Below are 14,946 nucleotides of genomic sequence, written 5' to 3'. Positions count from 1 at the left end.
AGAATGAGGACACACATGTCCAGCAAACCCCGAATCGATCTCACCGGCGTCGTCGTCATCATCACCGGAGGCGGCCGCGGAATCGGCGCCGCCACCGCGCAAGCGTTCAGCGCGCGCGGTGCGCACCTGTGGATCGGCGACATCGACACCGATATCGCCTGCGCCACCGCAGCCTCGATCCCGCACTGCCGCAGCGCACGCCTGGACGTGACCAGCGCCGAATCCTGGCGCGAATTCCTCGCCGAAGTCATCGAGGAGGAAGGCCGAATCGACATCCTGGTCAACAACGCCGGGGTCATGCCGCTCGGCGGCTTCATCGAGGAAACCCAATCCACCACCGATCTCATCCTCGACGTCAACGTGCGCGGTGTCATCAACGGAATGCGCGCGGTGCTGCCCAGCATGACCGAAGCAGGGCGCGGCCACATTATCAATGTGGCGTCGATGGCCGGGATGATCCCGATTCCGGGCATGGTCACCTACAACGGCTCCAAGTTCGCCGCGCTGGGGCTGTCGCTGGCCGCGCGCCACGAGTACGCGGGCACCGGTGTCACCGTGACCGCAGTGCTGCCCTCGGCAGTGCGCACGGAACTGTCCTCGGGCGCGGCCCTGGGCAAGGGCATGCCGACGGTCGATCCCGAAGACGTCGCGCGTGCCGTCGTCGACAGCGTGCGGCGCAGGCCCGAACAGGTCTCGGTCCCAGGCTGGGTAGCGCCCGGCTGGTCACTCGTGCGGGCACTGGTTCCCCGATTCATCGAGAACGCCCTACGCCGCCTCGTCGACGACCGGCGTGCACTGAACGGGATCGACCCCGAGGGCCGACGTGCCTACCTCGACCGCATCGAACGTCATGCCCGCGAACACACCGCCACCGCCGAGACCACCTCCCAGCGCTCGCTAGCCCGCAAGACCGGCCTTCGATGACCACCCGGGCTCTGGTAATCGGCTGCGGCGGCACGATCGGCAGGGCGTGGACCATCGCGGCCTTGTGCGCGCTGTCCGAACAACTCCAGTGGGATCCGCGCACCGCCGACCTGTTGCAGGGAACCTCTGCAGGCGCCGAACTGGTGACCATGCTCGCCAGTGGCGTCGCGGTCGACGAACTAGTGGCGATGCAGCAGGGCAACGCCGATGACCCACGGCTGCGCTCCCACCACGCCGACACACCGCCGAGCTTGCCGCCCCTACCGCTTCCCCGACCGCTCAACCCGCGGTTGCTGCGCTCGCAGCGTGGGTTGGCCGCACTGGCCGGGATCGCTCCGATCGGCCGCGGCGACCCGAGCTGGCTGGCGCGCCTTGCCGACGGTTTCACCGCGGGCCGGGACTGGTTCGACCACTCTGCCGCTCGAATGGTCGCCTTCGACATCGATTCCGGAGAACGGGTCGCGTTCGGCGCTCCCGGTGCGCCCGCTGTATCACCGGCGACCGCCTTGCAGGCGTCCTGGTCGATCCCGGGTTGGATGCCGCCGGTCACCGCGCACGGCCGCACCTACATCGACGGCGGTGCGGCCTCGACCGTCTCGCTCGACCTGCTCGCCGACGACGACTTCGACGAGATCTACCTCATCGCCCCGATGGCCTCACCGGACCGAGCCCGCATCCCTGGCCTCGGCGGGTTCCTCGAAGACCGCTGTCTGCGCCGGCCGATGACCGGCATCCTCGCCGCCGAGATCGCTACAGTCACCGCCCGCGGGACACGCGTGATCACGATCTGCCCTGGCATCGCAGACCTGGCGCACCTGCCGCCGAACTTCATGCACCGCAAGCGGCAGCACCAGGCGTTCACCCACTCGAGCCGCACCGCCCACGACACTGTCGCCGCCGCACTGGCGACCGATACCGGCTGAACCCATCCTTCGACTTCACCTTGATCAGGAACGCCACACATCGGATTCTCAAACAAGAATCCTTCAAAAGGAGACGAGATGTCGACCGACACCAGGTCGCCGCTGCGGCGCAACCACGGCGTCCGTGGCCGCACACCACGGACGCTGGCCGTGCTCAGCGTCGCAGTCCTCGCGATCGCCACGGCGCTGAGCACCGCCGGCCCCGCAGCATCGGCACCGGACGCCGGGGTGTCATCGGTTTCGTCGCCGGACGCTGATTTCTACCTGCCGCCCAGCCCGCTGCCTGAAGGAGCGCCCGGGAAGATCTTGCGCAGCGAACGCTTTCCCCTCGCTCTGGCCTTGCCCGGAGTCGACGGACAGGTCCCGGCAAACGCGACGCGGATCATGTACCGCAGCGCCGACACCCACGGCACTCCCACCGCAGTGACCGGCACCTACCTCGAACCCACCCTGCCCTGGAACGGCCCCGGCCCTCGCCCGCTCATCGCGGTGGCTCCCGGCACGCAGGGGCAAGGCGACCAATGTGCACCGTCGAAAGGGTTCGCCGAACTGGTGCACTACAACCCCCCGCTCGACGGGTGGTTCAGCTACGAGACGAGCACCGCCTATTCCCTGCTGGCACGCGGGATGGCCGTGGTGATGACCGACTATCACGGACTCGGCACCCCCGCGATGCACGACTATGTCAACCGCCTCGCCGAAGCGCACGCGGTGCTCGACTCGATCCGCGCCGCGGAGGCGCTGACCGGAACCACCCGCCCCAGTGCGATCTTCGGCTACTCCCAAGGTGGTGGCGCCGCCGCTGCGGCGGCCGAACTGCAGCGCTCCTACGCTCCTGAACTCGACGTGCGTGGCACCTACGCCGGTGCCCCACCCGCGGATCTCCGCGCGGCGATGGCCAGCCCAGCGGTCAACGGGGCCGTGCCCGGCGTGATCGGTGGCACCGCACCAGGCCTGCTCGGCTACGCACTCAACGGCTTCGCCGCCGACTACCCCGAGGTCAGGCCGGTCATCGACGCGGCCCTCAATCCGGCAGGCAAGACGATGGCGGCGGACGTGGCGGACACCTGTATCGCCGAGACAGTCATCCGCACCATGTTTCGTCCGGTCACCTTGTTCACCACCGGCGGCCGCACCCCAGCCGAGATCGTCGACAGCTCGCCGGAACTGACCGCCGTCGTCGATCAGCAACGGATCGGCCGCCTCACCCCCAACGCCCCGGTACTGATCGCCGGCAGCACCAACGACGACGTCGTGCCATACCCCCAGGTCCGCCAGCTCGCCGCCGACTGGTGCGCGCACGGTGCCACCGTGCAGCTCGAACAAACCACCTGGCTGCCACCGCTCCTGCCCAGCACCGGCACCGGCCACATCCTGGAATTCCTCGCCGCCACCGCCAGCGCCCACGACTGGCTCGCCCAACGCCTCGCCGGCAAGCCGGCACCCAGCAACTGCTCCGCACTGCCGTGAAGCCGAAGGATCGGATGATGATGTTTCGCCGTAGGCGACGGTTCTCGTGGTGCTTGCGGCGGTACTCTTCGACCGACGCTGCTGGCTGCCGTCCCCGGTGGTGCGCAGGATGGTGCCACGGGGAGGAAACCAAGAGGCCGCGCTGACGAGCTCTCAGGCTATGTGGCCGTCGAGTGCCCTACCGCTCGTCCGGCCTCTCGAACCGCCAGGCATTCGACGGCGGTTCCCGCCACGCCGTCGCTACCGAGATCGCGATATCGGCGTTGTTGAAGTCACGCCGCACGGTCGCGTACGAGGCGACACTGTCCTCGTCGGACACCGATCCCCAGCTCCCCAGCCATATCGTCAGTAAGCTGGTCACCTTGCCCAGGGGAACCATCACCGGGTGATCGGCCGCTCGGCACTTCCGATGCACCCGATCGAGCAGGTGATCTGCGCCAGCAGGCGCTGCTGAACGCCGCCGTCGCGCGCTCTCCACGCATGTGGAGCAGTCGGGGCTTTCACTTTGGTTGCGATGACTGTGTAGTGGTGCGGCCCGCGATCCGCGGTTTCTGGATACCGGGACCCTCGGTAGTTGGCAGTGCGATCCGTCCATTAGCGCAGCGCCTGGACACATAGGTGTCACGCCAGGACCTCGGTCTCCGATTGGGCTCCGGTGCCGACATAGAGCCCGACACGGGACGGCATTCGCCGGCATCGAAGTTGGGCGGATGTGCCGTATGACCTGTACTTTCCGACCCAGAGAGGCAGTCGGGGTCACTTGGCGGTAGAAGACCTGCTCGGACTACGGATCAGAAGGTTGAACGAGCGCCCTTTCGTCGCAGCGCTGCCTGGAGGAGGTTTAGGTGTGGGTTCGCGGTGTCCCACACCGCGCTGGTCCGGTCCGTCAACAACACGTTGACTCAGTAGTTCCCGATTGTCTGGCTCGAGAGCGTTTCATGGGTGCGAGTTTGGGTGCGAAAATGGTTCCTCATGGTGCCTCGTTCGCACCCACTGTGACATCTCTTGCGAGCATCGCTGCTGGTGGGAGCACTGTGCGATGGTTGCCGGGTGCCTCATAATCCTTTGGCCGTCGGTTCAAGTCCGACCCGGCCCACTACCAGGCAAAACGAAGGGACTCGATCCCGTACTGCGCTCGCAACGTAGGGGATTCGACGCGCAGCGTCGGCGCTGCTCAGCGCCAGCCGCAAGCGCTTAGTCGGTGCGCACAAACTGTCCCGGGCACCTGCGGCGGTTCTCGAGCGCGTTGGTGGACACCTACGACCGCGGCGCCGTCGCTTCCTTGGGCTGCCAGCCGCGGGAGGCCGGGTACAGATCACGCTCCTCGGCTCGACGGCGGTGAACTGTCGCCGAGCGGACGGGGCCTTTCCAGATGCCGCGAAGTCGTATGTCGTCTTGCGGGTGACCGTCCGCCGTCGGTGTGGTGCCGCGCCGGGCAGCGGGGTCCTGCCGGTTGTCGATCGCACTCAGGATGTCAATTGTGCATCCTGGGGTGACGTACCGAACCGGACGAACCACCAGGCGCTATCCTCCGGCCTCGTCCAATAACCAGCCGCGGACCATCTGTCTGCTCGCTGCGCACCAAGATCTGGAAGTTCGTTGCCGAAGGTTCCTGACGCTCACAGCACCAGCCGTGCGGCGGTTAATGCGCTGCGGACGCTTTTCGAAGGACACAATCACATTGTTCAGAACCGGTTCGATGCCTTGTCCCACATGGACCCCTACGCCGCGCTTGCCGCGGCCGGTTCCAGGGCCGCGATCACCATGGCCAAGATCGCTGTAGACATCCGGTTGCTGTCGTCCGGCCCGCATGGCGGGTTTGGCGACCTTACCGTCCCGGCCGTACAGGCCGGGTCGTCGATCATGCCGGCGAAGGTCAATCCGGTGATCCCCGAATACGTCATGCAGTTGAGCTACCGGGTCCGTGGACAGGCGCTAACCGTCGACTGCGCCGTGGCCGACGGCGAGCTCGAGCTGAACGTGATGGAGCCGGTCGTCGTCGAAGCCCTGACAACGATCTTCGACGACATCGCCGCTGCCGCGGAGACGTTCGCCCGCAGGTGCATCGACGGGCTGCGGTGGGACGGCGCACACCGCGAGCACAACCTCGCCGACGCCCTCGATCACTGGGTCGAGCTGTCCGCGACCGATGGTTACGAGAAAGCCACCACCCGCCTGCGCAACACCGTCGCCGCGAACGGAGGGACCCGGTCATGAGCACGTCCGAACAGCACTCCGCTAGCGCAACCGCAGTAGCTTACGAGGATGCCCCGGTGACGGGCTTCCACATCCGGGTGACGATCGCCGGCACCGGCGCCAGTTCTCCGACGGGTTCATCGTCGGCATCGTCATCGCTTCGGCCACGAACGCATTGGGGCTGACCCCGCTGTGGGTCAGTCTGCTTGGCGCGGCCACCCTGACCGGCCTCTTCTTCGGCGCCGCCGTCGTCGGACCGATCGCCGACCGGATCGGTCGACGGCAGATCTTCGCCTGGGATATGCTGATATTCGCGGTGCTCTCGCTGCGCAGTTCTTCGTTGAAACGCCGACCCAGCTGCTGATCCTCCGTCTGCTGCTTGGCCTGGTTCTCGGCGCCGACTATGTCGTCAGCAAGTCGCTGGTCACCGAGCACGCGCCGCGCCGCTTCCGAGGCCGGCTGATGAGCCTTCTCGCCGTGGCTTGGGCGGCTGGCTACGCTTCGCCTACCTGGTCGGCTTCTTGCTTTCCGGTACGAGCGACGACGCTTGGCGACACATGTTGGCGGTCAGCGCGATCCCCGCACTGCTCATTCTCACACTCCGACTCGGTGTGCCTGAGGCTCCACTGTGGCTGTCCAGGCACGGCCGAGACGACGAGGCCGCCGCGATCGTCCGCAAGCAACTCGGGGACGGCGTGCAACCCCCGGTCCCGTTGAGACCGCGCCTGGGCGCGGCATGCAGACGCTGTTCGGCCCTAAATACCGCAAGCGGACCGCAGTCGGCGCGCTGTTCTACGTCTGCCAGGTCGTACCGTTCTTCGCTCTCGGCACTTTCACGCCGCAGGTCATGGAATCCCTCGGGGTCACCAGCAAGCTGGGTGCCGGCGCCCTCTACAACGTGCTCCTGCTCGCTGGCGCGATCGTCGGACTACTGCTCATCGACCGGATCTCCCGGCGGTTCTTCCTGATCAGCACCTTCCTGGTCGGTGGGGCGCTGCTGGCGGGGCTGACGCTGCTGGCCGACCTCTCGCCGACGCTCGCGGTCGTGTTCTTCACTGCGTTCGCGTTTGTCCTCGCGGCAGCGGTAAACCTGGAGTTCGTCTATCCGCCGGAGTTGTTCCCGACCGACCTGCGTGCCTCGGGCGTCGGTATCGCGGTGGCCGCCAGCCGGATCGGGTCGGCCGCCAGCACGTTCCTACTTCCGGTCGTGGTCGCCGGGTACGGCATGAACGTCGCACTCGCAGGTTGTGTCGTCGTGCTGTTAATAGGCGCGCTGGTCTGCTGGGCCTGGGCCCCGGAGGCCAGCACCGAGACCTTGAGTGAGATCGACGGTGAGACCGATCAAAACTGCTGAGACCTGCCACGACCCGGGAGTGGGTCGGGTGTCGTCGGACCCCCGCTGCACTCCCATCTAACCTCTCGAAGAGGAGAACCATGGACATGCCGCGCGTACGCGTTATCGTCGTCGGCACGATGGCTTCAACAACTCTGGGTGAGGATCCGGCCCGACCGCGGCTCACCGGGGAGACGCTCGTCGGTGCTGTACCCGGCCTGAATGCGTCGCCAAGCTCGACGTCGGGTCTCGGTGTCCTGGCCACCCTCGCCGGGTACCGACGGCGTCCGAACAGACAGTCGTGTCGCCCACCGGTGCTGATCGTTCGACGCTCGCTTGCCCATCGTTAGCGCATCCGCGCCGTCACCTGGCTGCACGCACTGTTGCGCGACCTGATTCCGGGTGGTGCCTGCCTCGTCGCCCACTATCGCCGCGCCATTCGTCGACGGGGCGGCTCGCCTATGGTGCCGCCTGGCCGACCGCCTGCTCGAGGCGGGAATGACAGTAGTGGAACCCTCTGCTATCGCAGCGGCCGATCCGAGACCAGCATCGGCCGCAGCCAGGTTCTTCTTTGCGCTTCGGCCAGATCGTCCCGTCGTTCGGAGAGCAGCCGCAGGACCATGCTGTCATTCTCGTCCTGGACTTGACGCAGTCGGGCACCAGTGCCACGGAGGTGGCGCCATCGCATCGGCCCTACGCGCCGGGAGATCCGAACGCCACCGCGGTCAGCGGGCCATTGTGCAGGTCGATCCCGATCGTGATCACGAGCCACCTTCCGTCGCCGGTCAGGAGACCCACCCGCGACGGGCAGCCAGACTTCAGGTCTTCCATCCCTTTGTTGAGCTACGTCGCGGGCGTGCGACGTTCGGCGCCATGCCAAGTGAGAACCAGCTAGCAACGGCAAGAAGAATACGAACCAACCGACCGCCACCCTTGGACGCTACGGCTGCGGGCTCAACGACCCGAGTCCAACCAACGAGTCACAAGCATCCTGGGTTTGGTGGAGGTTCTATGTTCGTTGGGAAGGATGAAATTGCAGGAGACAACCTATAGGACGGCGACACCGGAGAGGACGACCTCTGCCCGTCCTCCGACCCACAGCTTGTCGTCGTTGCTGGTGATGTGGATCCGCCCGCGTCGCCCCATCGCTGTTCCTTGGGCGGCCGTATAGGGTGCCGTGGCGCGGTTGGTGGCAATGAGCCACTCCGCGGCTGCGGCGTTGAGGCTTCCCGTCACTGGGTCCTCGCGCAGGGGTTCCTCGCCTTCGGTGAAGAACGCCCGCAACTCGAACGCCGTCTCGGACCCTGGCTTGTGGGGTCCGATCACGCCGATGTCCCACCGGCCCTGATGGGCAGACGCGTCGGGGCGCAGATCAAGGACGGTGCGCGCACTGTCGAGGAAGAGCCCCACCCAACCCGGCCCATTGTCGAGCCACTCGGCATCGACCACTTGCTCGCGGCTGATCCCGAGGATCTCGATCAACGCAGTTAGTGTGTCCGCATCAACGGGGCCGGATCGCAGACGCGGGGGCGCGGTGAAGGCGAGGCGGTCTCCATCGATGCACACAGGCACCAGGCCTGCACCGCACTCCTGGATCACGACACCTGGAGTTGCCGGGGTGCCACCGGTGTCCAGCCAGGCCCGCGCCGTTCCCAACGTCGGATGCCCCGCGAAGGGCAACTCGGTATTCAGGCTGAAAATGCGCACACGATAATCCGCTCCCGGCGCCGTCGGCGGCAGCACGAACGTGCACTCAGACAGATTCGACCATGCCGAAAACCTGCGTAGTGTCTGATCATCGAGCCCGTCGGCATCGAGCAGTACGGCAACCGGGTTACCCGTGCATGTGTCCACACCGAACACGTCAATTTGACGAAACCCACGATCCATACGCGAATCCTTCCCAGACTGTCTTATTTGGGCAATGACGGTCACAGCGCCGACCCGGTCTTCTGTAGCCATGGCGAGCCCCCGAACGGCCCGTGGCGTACGAAACTGACGAGTGTTCCTGCGCTACGAAGTCGCCATCGACACAATCACGGAGGCATTGATCGAGGTCCTGCGCATCGCCATGTGGCCGGTCGCGCTGAGCTCAGCCCGCACACGACACTCCATCTGCACATGACTCGCCGCCGCGGGGCTTATGTGCTTATTTGCGGCCGAGAACCGATCGAACGCTGTCGGTAGCCGGGCCGCTCCGGGTGGTGCTGGCTTGTTACGCCCGGGCCAGGTGATCGAGGAATTGGCCGGTCAGGTGCAGGCCGGTGCGCAGGGTGTCGGTGTCATCGGCGAAGCCGATGCGCACGGTGTGCTCGATGCCGAACGCGGCGCCGGGGGTGAACATGACGCCAGTCTGCTCCAACAGGCGGATGCAGAACTCGTGCGAGTCGATGGGGGCGTCGTAGCGTAGGAGTGCGGTGGTGCCTGAGCCAGGCCGGACGTAGGTGATGTCGTCGCGGCTGCTGACCCATTGGTCCAGGATGGCGAGGTTGGTGCGAGTGATGTGGTGGGCGCGGGCCAAGATCGCGTCCTTGTTCTCCAAGGCGACGCTGGCCAGCAGGTCGTCAACACGTCCGACGCTGATGGTGGTGTAGTCACGGTGGGTGGAAACCTCGGCCAGCAGACCAGTGGGACCGGTGATCCAGCCCAGGCGAAGGCCGGCCAACGCGTAGGACTTGGACATGCTGCCGGTGGAGATACCGCGCTCGTACAGGTCGGCGATCGAGGTCGTGATGCCGTTGCCGTCTTGGTCTGTGCCGCGGTAGACCTCGTCGCAGAGCACCCACGCTCCGGCACGGTCGGCGATGGTGGCGATGCGGGTCAGTCCGGCTTCGTCGATAAGGGCGCCGGTGGGATTGTTGGGGTTGTTGACCGCGATGAGCTTGGTATCCGGAGTAACCAAGCGGTCGAGCTCGTCGAGATCGGGCAGCCAGCCGTTCTCTTCGCGCAGGGACAGGTGGTCGACGCGGGCGCCGTAGCTGTCCGGGATGGAGTAGTGCTGCTGGTAGGTGGGCACCACCGCTACGACGTGGTCGCCTGGCTCGACGAGCGTGGCGTGTACAAGGGCGTTCGCGCCGACCGCTCCGTGAGTGATCAGTATGTTGTCCGGCTCCTGGTTCGCGTACAGGCTGGCGACCAGAGCGCGCAGCCGCGGGCTTCCCGGAATCGGGCCGTAGGTGAGCGGGGTGGCGTCCAGTTCGGCGAGTACGTCCTCGCGCCGACCGGTCATGTCCAGCAGCTCACCCGCGGTGAGCGAGCGGACACACGTTTCGGCCAGGTTGTACTTGCAGGTCCCCTCCCAGGCGTCCATCCAGCGCTCAACTTCAAACTCACTGATCTTCATCAGTGCTGTCCCCCGGTGATCGCGTTGTCGTTGTAGGCGGCCCATGCGACAGCCGCGTCCTCGATCCCCAGTCCCACGGACCGGAAGTACACGGGGCGTCGCCCGCTGGGGCGGAGTGCCTGGCCGGTGACCAGTTCGGCTAGGTCGCCGCGGACCGTGGCGCGGTCCCAGCCGGATGCGGCGGCTTCTACCAGTTCGGTGGCGACTTGAAGCGTGGTGCGCGCATCTACGTACACGTCGAGCTCCGAGACCGCTGCGGGTGGGATCTCACGTGCGCCGGGGGCGTTGGTGGAGATCGAGGTGACGACAGCCGACGCCGGCAACGTACGGGGGTCCAGTACGTCGTTGGCTGCCGAGGTGCACAACATCACCAGGTCCGCGCTCGCGACCGCGTCGTCGATACTGGAGACAACCTGAACACCATCGTCTGTCTCGTCGATGCCCTGCCGGGAAAAGGCGCGCACGGCCATATCAGGACGCAGGCGGCGCAGGTAGCGGGCATGAGCGCGGCCGATTCGGCCGTAGCCCACGACGGCCGCGGTGCGGGCGTCGGACGGGAGCAGGGAATCGGCGGCGAGCACGGTGGTGGCCGCAGTGCGTTCCACGGTCAGATGCGACGCGTCGAGCAGGGCGACCGGCTGCCCAGTGGACAGGCTCACCAACATCGTCCAAGCAGTGACGACAGCGGGGCCCGCCGGCTGCGGCAGATACGGAGAGACCTTGACCGCGTAGCTGTTGGCGCTGGGCAGCGTGGCCGGGAAGTGGATGACATCACCGCCGCCGGGCAGGTCGACAACGAACTGGCCGGGACCGGTGGGCTCGGTTTGGGAAAGATCCCCAAATGCCTCGCGCAGTGCGGCCAGCACGGCCTGCTCGGATACGCGGGGGTTGGCAATCACTCGCATAGTGAGCAACATATTGCTCACTATGCGACTTGGCAAGTGATGTGTGCATTATGGTTCGCACCATGAGCTGTGAGGTTGCCACGGGCAGCAGCACCCCGGAGTTCGTCACCCGCATCGGCGGGCGCATCCGAACGCTCCGCAAGCTGCGCGACTGGAGCGTGCAGCAGCTGGCCGAGGCCAGCGGGATCAGCCGCAGAATGCTCACCGGTATTGAGCTGGGGCAGGCCAACCCGAGCCTCGCCACTGTCGACCGCGTCGCGCGCGCCCTGGACACCGACTTCGCCGCCCTCGCCCTACCCGAGCGCGACGCGGCGGAAGATCAGGTCGAAGGGACTGTCGTCTGGCAAGCCCCCGACGGCAGCCAGGCGCTGCTCCTCGGGGCGACGCAGGCGCCGCGAGCTGAATTGTGGCGCTGGACTCTGGCCCCCGAGGGGCAGTACGACGCCGAACCCGACCGGCCAGGCGCACAGGAAGTCCACCACGTGCTCACAGGCCGCCTGACCCTGGCGCTGGCAACCGGAACCCAAGTGCTCGCGCCTGGCCAGAGCGCCGTCATCGCCAGCGACCAGCAGTACGCCTACCGCAACAATGACAGCGAACCGGTCGTCTTCATGCGCGTGGTCACCGGCGCCTGACGTACTCACGACTTACCACCCCGGCGGTGGGCTGCGAGGGGGCGCCAACAGCCCACCGCCGCGGGCGGTACTCATTCCACCGTCGCCATGATGTGTAACAACGTGGTCCTACGCGCACGGCGCGATGAGACCGGGTTGGGTGGCTGGAACCTGCGGACAGCCAACCCCGTCTCGTTTTCCGGGACCTGTGGTTCACCTTCGCCTCGGTCGAGGTCAGTGCCTCCCGCGCACGGCGCCGACCACCCGTTCCGCGGATGTTCGTGAAACGTGCCGTCGTTGCAGGAAGTTCGTCGTGTCGAGCGATGGCAAGTCCCGTGGCGAACTCTCGGCCCTGGCGCAATCAGTCTTGAGGTTCATGCGATCGAGTCTTGTGGCTCGCGGCGTTCCGCAGGGTCGAGGACGCGGAGGCCTGCGTCGGTGAGTGTGGCCGGGCCTCGTTCGCCAATCCGGCCAGGTCGGGAAGCCCGCAGCAGGCCTGCGTGTACGAGGGCTCTCGCTGCGGCCTGGTCGCTGAATGCCAGGCCGTCGATGAAGACGTCGGGCTCGCAGCTGAGCGTCACCTGAACCCGTCCTTGCGAGATGGCGCGAAGGATTGCACGCGTCCTGTGGCTGATTTCGATCTGCTGGTCGGACATCGTCATCACCGTTGTGGGTAGTTCGGGTCAACTGATCTGAGACCACGGTATATGAGATGTGCCACTCCTGATACGCGGCGTGCGCGGCGGCTATCGACCGCGCACGCCGCTGTGTGTGCCCAGTGCGCGTGCTGCGTTGGTCGTAGCCACTTGTTCCACGAATGCACAGCTGCGATGTGCGAGTTGTCCCCTCGGGTCATCGGTGCCCATCGCGAAAGGCCAGTCGGTACCCAGTACCACGCGATTTTCGCCGAACACTTCGACGGCGTGGTCGATCAGCGCCGGATCGTGCGCGAGGCAGTCGACGAAGATCCTGTTCAAAGCCCGCCGCGGCGGCTCGATCAGGGTCGAAACGCCCGGCCTGCGGGTATCGAGGCCGCGTTGCCAGCGCCCCGCGACGGCAGGTACGCACCCTCCGCAATGTACGAGGAGCAGCCTCAGTCCTGGGTAGCGGGAAAGTACGTCGCCGAACACCAGTTGTGCGGTCGCGATGATGGTCTCCACCGGGCTTCCGAGCAAGTTGTGCAGGTAGAACTCCTCGAGACGGGCATCGGGTGAGGTGCCAGGGTGCAGTAGGAGCAGACGGGCGTCCGCGTCAAGTTCCGTCCATAGTGGCTCGAAACGGGTGTCGGACAGGGAAACCGATCGTCCGCCCGCCGGGCCGCACACGCCGGCGAATCGGCCCTCTGTGCGGACTCGCTCGTACTCCTTGGCAGCGAATTCGGGCTCTTCGAGTGGGAGGTATGCCAAGGGCTGCAGCCTGGGGTGTCTCTCGGTGGCTTGTAGCAGGCCGTCGTTGATGGCTTGTACCCACTGTTCCGTGCCAGGGCTGCCCTGCCGGAAAAACGGTGGCGGGACGGATACCACGGCCTCGTCCAGGCCGGCGCGATCGAGGTATGTCTCGGCCTCGTCGGGTCGATAGAGTGAGGGCGGGCCCAGTGGGCTGCTGTTGGCGGTCAGCCGTCCATCGGCTGCGCGTCCGATGCCCGGTATTCCGAGCTCGTCGGGGTCGAACTTGGGCGCGAGGTGAACGTGCAGATCGATCGACACCATCACACTGCCTCCGCTGTGTCGCGTAGAAGCTCGTCACAGAAGGGCGACTGCTCTTCATCTCCGGCATGACCGCTCGCAACGCCGCGGGCGGTGTCACAGGTATCGGCAACATCACCGAGCAGACCCACCAGGTCTGCCAGAATCTCCAGGCTGCGGTGAAGGCCGCGGGTGGAACGCTCGATGACATCGCCCGCGTGGACGTCTACGTCCGCAACATGGAGGACTTCGCCGACATCCACGCTGTGCGCACCCAGTACTTCACTGGCGTCGCGCCAGCATCGACCATGGTCGAGGTGTCCAAGTTCGTGAACAAGGATTACCTCATCGAGATCAACGCGATCGCCGTACTGCCGGAGGGGAGCAACGATGAAGCTCGCCACCGTCGTCATCGAGGGAAAGGAGCGGCTCGGCGCAGTCGTGGAGGGCGACGCTGTGGCAGTTCTTCCAGGCGCCGCGCCGACGCTCGACGACGTTGTGCGCGGCGGAGCGCAGGCCCTCGCATCGCTCAAGCGAGAACTCGCCGATGTCGAACGGCTGCCGCTGTCCACTGTGCGTTTGACCGCGCCGCTGCGCCGCTGCGCCGGTTCCGCCGGGACATCCTGTGCACCGGCTGGAACTACTGGGACCACTTTGAGGAGTCCACGGGCAAGCGCGAGGGACAGGATCCGACGGAGCGTCCGCAGCACCCCAGATTTTTCACCAAGGGACCAGATACGGTCGTCGGTCCGTACGACGAGATCGCTCTGGTGATCGGGAAGACCGGCCGCTCCATCCCCAAGGAACGCGCGTGGGAGCACGTGTTCGGACTGTGCGTGGCCAACGATGTGTCGCAGCGAGACCTGCAGCGCAGGCACGGTGGCCAATGGCTCAAGGGCAAGAGCATCGACGGCACCATGCCGATCGGCCCGTGAATCACCACCACCGACGAGATCGTCGATCCCTACGACCTCACGGTGCGGTGCGCCATCAACGGTGTCGTGCTGCGGGAGGCATCGACACAACAAGTGGCGTTCAGCTTCGAACAGATCATCGCGGAGCTGAGCTGGGGGATGACCCTGCGCGCAGGCGACATCGTTCTCACCGGCACGCCCAGCGGGATCGGCAACGCCTGTGAACCGCAGGTCTTTCTGCGCCCCGGCGACGAGGTCGTCACAGAGGTCAGCAGTCTTGGTGCACTTCGAAATCCGATGGCGCCCAGCGACCTTAGCGGCTATCGAGGCTGAGAAAGCCGCAATTCGGGCAGCGGTCGACTTGCTCTACGACTTCTGGTGCCAGGCGAGGTCGCCGGCCCCGAAGCCGCTGAGGAGCACTCCGGCGAACGGGTCAGCAAACATGGTGGGGAGCTCGAAGATGAAGGTGGATGTATTCGACTCGGTCATGTGGCCGCTCCCCAAAGGCGGGTGAAGAACTGGGGGTATTCCTTCACGTCTCCTCCAATGCGGCGGCGAGGGCGTCGTGCAGCTGAGCGGACAGAGAGCCCATGAGGAGGTTAAATGCACCGGTGAAGGCGGTCTGTCCGACCGCGAAGG

The 14,946-nt window shown here is 66.2% G+C and carries 14 protein-coding genes and 3 pseudogenes; 10 read left to right on the top strand and 7 right to left on the bottom strand.

What is annotated here, in order from left to right; all coding sequences use genetic code 11:
- Positions 1-15: 15 nt before the first annotated feature.
- The 3 genes from FB384_RS25845 to FB384_RS25835 all read left to right on the top strand — a co-directional run bounded on the left by FB384_RS25845 (position 16) and on the right by FB384_RS25835 (position 3,317).
- Positions 16-924: an SDR family oxidoreductase gene (locus FB384_RS25845; RefSeq protein ID WP_183787463.1), complete on the top strand. Its 909-nt coding sequence runs from the start codon at positions 16-18 to the stop codon at positions 922-924.
- Positions 921-1,847: a patatin-like phospholipase family protein gene (locus FB384_RS25840; protein WP_183787462.1), complete on the top strand. Its 927-nt coding sequence runs from the start codon at positions 921-923 to the stop codon at positions 1,845-1,847. The genes FB384_RS25845 and FB384_RS25840 overlap by 4 nt, the downstream gene beginning before the upstream one ends.
- A gap of 78 nt (positions 1,848-1,925) precedes the next feature.
- On the top strand, positions 1,926-3,317 hold the full coding sequence (locus FB384_RS25835) for a lipase family protein (RefSeq protein ID WP_183787461.1): 1,392 nt from the start codon (positions 1,926-1,928) through the stop codon (positions 3,315-3,317).
- Between the two features lie 178 nt (positions 3,318-3,495).
- Here FB384_RS25835 and FB384_RS25830 read toward each other — a convergent pair whose 3' ends face one another.
- Positions 3,496-3,678, bottom strand: a complete 183-nt coding sequence (locus tag FB384_RS25830; protein WP_183787460.1) for a hypothetical protein — start codon at positions 3,676-3,678, stop codon at positions 3,496-3,498.
- 1,238 nt (positions 3,679-4,916) lie between these two features.
- Here FB384_RS25830 and FB384_RS25825 point away from each other — a divergent pair.
- The 5 genes and pseudogenes from FB384_RS25825 to FB384_RS27230 all read left to right on the top strand — a co-directional run bounded on the left by FB384_RS25825 (position 4,917) and on the right by FB384_RS27230 (position 6,867).
- Complete coding sequence (locus FB384_RS25825) at positions 4,917-5,534, top strand: lyase family protein (protein WP_228726707.1); 618 nt, start codon at positions 4,917-4,919, stop codon at positions 5,532-5,534.
- A 154-nt stretch (positions 5,535-5,688) separates the two neighbouring features.
- A complete protein-coding gene (locus FB384_RS26620; protein WP_221213699.1) occupies positions 5,689-5,877 on the top strand; it encodes a hypothetical protein in 189 nt (62 codons plus the stop codon).
- Positions 5,808-5,951: pseudogene (locus FB384_RS27590) on the top strand (hypothetical protein); the annotation flags it as partial. The gene FB384_RS26620 and the pseudogene FB384_RS27590, both read left to right, overlap by 70 nt.
- Before the next feature lie 119 nt (positions 5,952-6,070).
- Positions 6,071-6,142: pseudogene (locus FB384_RS27585) on the top strand (hypothetical protein); the annotation flags it as partial.
- Positions 6,143-6,249: 107 nt separating this feature from the next.
- Positions 6,250-6,867: an MFS transporter gene (locus FB384_RS27230; RefSeq protein ID WP_221213690.1), complete on the top strand. Its 618-nt coding sequence runs from the start codon at positions 6,250-6,252 to the stop codon at positions 6,865-6,867.
- 1,026 nt (positions 6,868-7,893) lie between these two features.
- Here the strand turns inward: FB384_RS27230 and FB384_RS25815 are convergent.
- The 3 genes from FB384_RS25815 to FB384_RS25805 all read right to left on the bottom strand — a co-directional run bounded on the left by FB384_RS25815 (position 7,894) and on the right by FB384_RS25805 (position 11,094).
- Positions 7,894-8,736, bottom strand: a complete 843-nt coding sequence (locus FB384_RS25815) for a PhzF family phenazine biosynthesis protein (protein ID WP_183787459.1) — start codon at positions 8,734-8,736, stop codon at positions 7,894-7,896.
- A 325-nt stretch (positions 8,737-9,061) separates the two neighbouring features.
- Positions 9,062-10,189, bottom strand: coding sequence for an aminotransferase (locus FB384_RS25810; RefSeq protein WP_183787458.1), 1,128 nt, complete (start codon positions 10,187-10,189; stop codon positions 9,062-9,064).
- Positions 10,189-11,094: an ornithine cyclodeaminase family protein gene (locus FB384_RS25805; protein WP_183787457.1), complete on the bottom strand. Its 906-nt coding sequence runs from the start codon at positions 11,092-11,094 to the stop codon at positions 10,189-10,191. Before FB384_RS25805 ends, FB384_RS25810 begins: the two co-directional genes overlap by 1 nt.
- A 62-nt stretch (positions 11,095-11,156) precedes the next feature.
- Between FB384_RS25805 and FB384_RS25800 the strand changes: the two genes are divergently transcribed.
- Positions 11,157-11,729, top strand: coding sequence for a helix-turn-helix domain-containing protein (locus tag FB384_RS25800; RefSeq protein ID WP_183787456.1), 573 nt, complete (start codon positions 11,157-11,159; stop codon positions 11,727-11,729).
- A gap of 353 nt (positions 11,730-12,082) precedes the next feature.
- Here FB384_RS25800 and FB384_RS25795 read toward each other — a convergent pair whose 3' ends face one another.
- Both FB384_RS25795 and FB384_RS25790 read right to left on the bottom strand, forming a co-directional pair.
- Entirely contained in the window at positions 12,083-12,364 is a 282-nt protein-coding gene (locus FB384_RS25795; RefSeq protein WP_183787455.1) for a hypothetical protein, read from the bottom strand.
- A 90-nt stretch (positions 12,365-12,454) separates the two neighbouring features.
- On the bottom strand, positions 12,455-13,417 hold the full coding sequence (locus tag FB384_RS25790; protein WP_183787480.1) for an amidohydrolase family protein: 963 nt from the start codon (positions 13,415-13,417) through the stop codon (positions 12,455-12,457).
- Positions 13,418-13,461: 44 nt separating this feature from the next.
- Here FB384_RS25790 and FB384_RS26605 point away from each other — a divergent pair.
- Positions 13,462-14,640, top strand: a pseudogene (locus tag FB384_RS26605) (fumarylacetoacetate hydrolase family protein); the annotation flags it as partial.
- Positions 14,641-14,673: 33 nt separating this feature from the next.
- On the opposite strand, the gene FB384_RS27225 reads toward FB384_RS26605, so the two are convergent.
- The gene (locus FB384_RS27225; RefSeq protein ID WP_267459361.1) at positions 14,674-14,796 is read right to left on the bottom strand and encodes a hypothetical protein; all 123 of its coding nucleotides are present in this window, start codon (positions 14,794-14,796) and stop codon (positions 14,674-14,676) included.
- Positions 14,797-14,946: the final 150 nt, after the last annotated feature.

The sequence above is a fragment of the Prauserella sediminis genome (assembly GCF_014195435.1).
Taxonomy (GTDB): Bacteria; Actinomycetota; Actinomycetes; order Mycobacteriales; family Pseudonocardiaceae; genus Prauserella; species Prauserella salsuginis.
This window is presented reverse-complemented; position numbering and strand designations above follow the sequence as displayed.

Excerpts from the sequence above, each read along its gene's own strand:
- FB384_RS25790 (WP_183787480.1), bottom strand. The coding sequence starts at position 13,417 with ATGGTGTCGATCGATCTGCACGTTCACCTCGCGCCCAAGTTCGACCCC.
- FB384_RS25800 (WP_183787456.1), top strand. The coding sequence starts at position 11,157 with ATGAGCTGTGAGGTTGCCACGGGCAGCAGCACCCCGGAGTTCGTCACC.
- FB384_RS25810 (WP_183787458.1), bottom strand. The coding sequence starts at position 10,189 with ATGAAGATCAGTGAGTTTGAAGTTGAGCGCTGGATGGACGCCTGGGAG.
- FB384_RS27230 (WP_221213690.1), top strand. The coding sequence starts at position 6,250 with ATGCAGACGCTGTTCGGCCCTAAATACCGCAAGCGGACCGCAGTCGGC.
- FB384_RS25835 (WP_183787461.1), top strand. The coding sequence starts at position 1,926 with ATGTCGACCGACACCAGGTCGCCGCTGCGGCGCAACCACGGCGTCCGT.
- FB384_RS25795 (WP_183787455.1), bottom strand. The coding sequence starts at position 12,364 with ATGTCCGACCAGCAGATCGAAATCAGCCACAGGACGCGTGCAATCCTT.
- FB384_RS25840 (WP_183787462.1), top strand. The coding sequence starts at position 921 with ATGACCACCCGGGCTCTGGTAATCGGCTGCGGCGGCACGATCGGCAGG.
- FB384_RS27225 (WP_267459361.1), bottom strand. The coding sequence starts at position 14,796 with ATGACCGAGTCGAATACATCCACCTTCATCTTCGAGCTCCCCACCATG.
- FB384_RS25805 (WP_183787457.1), bottom strand. The coding sequence starts at position 11,094 with ATGCGAGTGATTGCCAACCCCCGCGTATCCGAGCAGGCCGTGCTGGCC.
- FB384_RS25815 (WP_183787459.1), bottom strand. The coding sequence starts at position 8,736 with ATGGATCGTGGGTTTCGTCAAATTGACGTGTTCGGTGTGGACACATGC.
- FB384_RS25845 (WP_183787463.1), top strand. The coding sequence starts at position 16 with ATGTCCAGCAAACCCCGAATCGATCTCACCGGCGTCGTCGTCATCATC.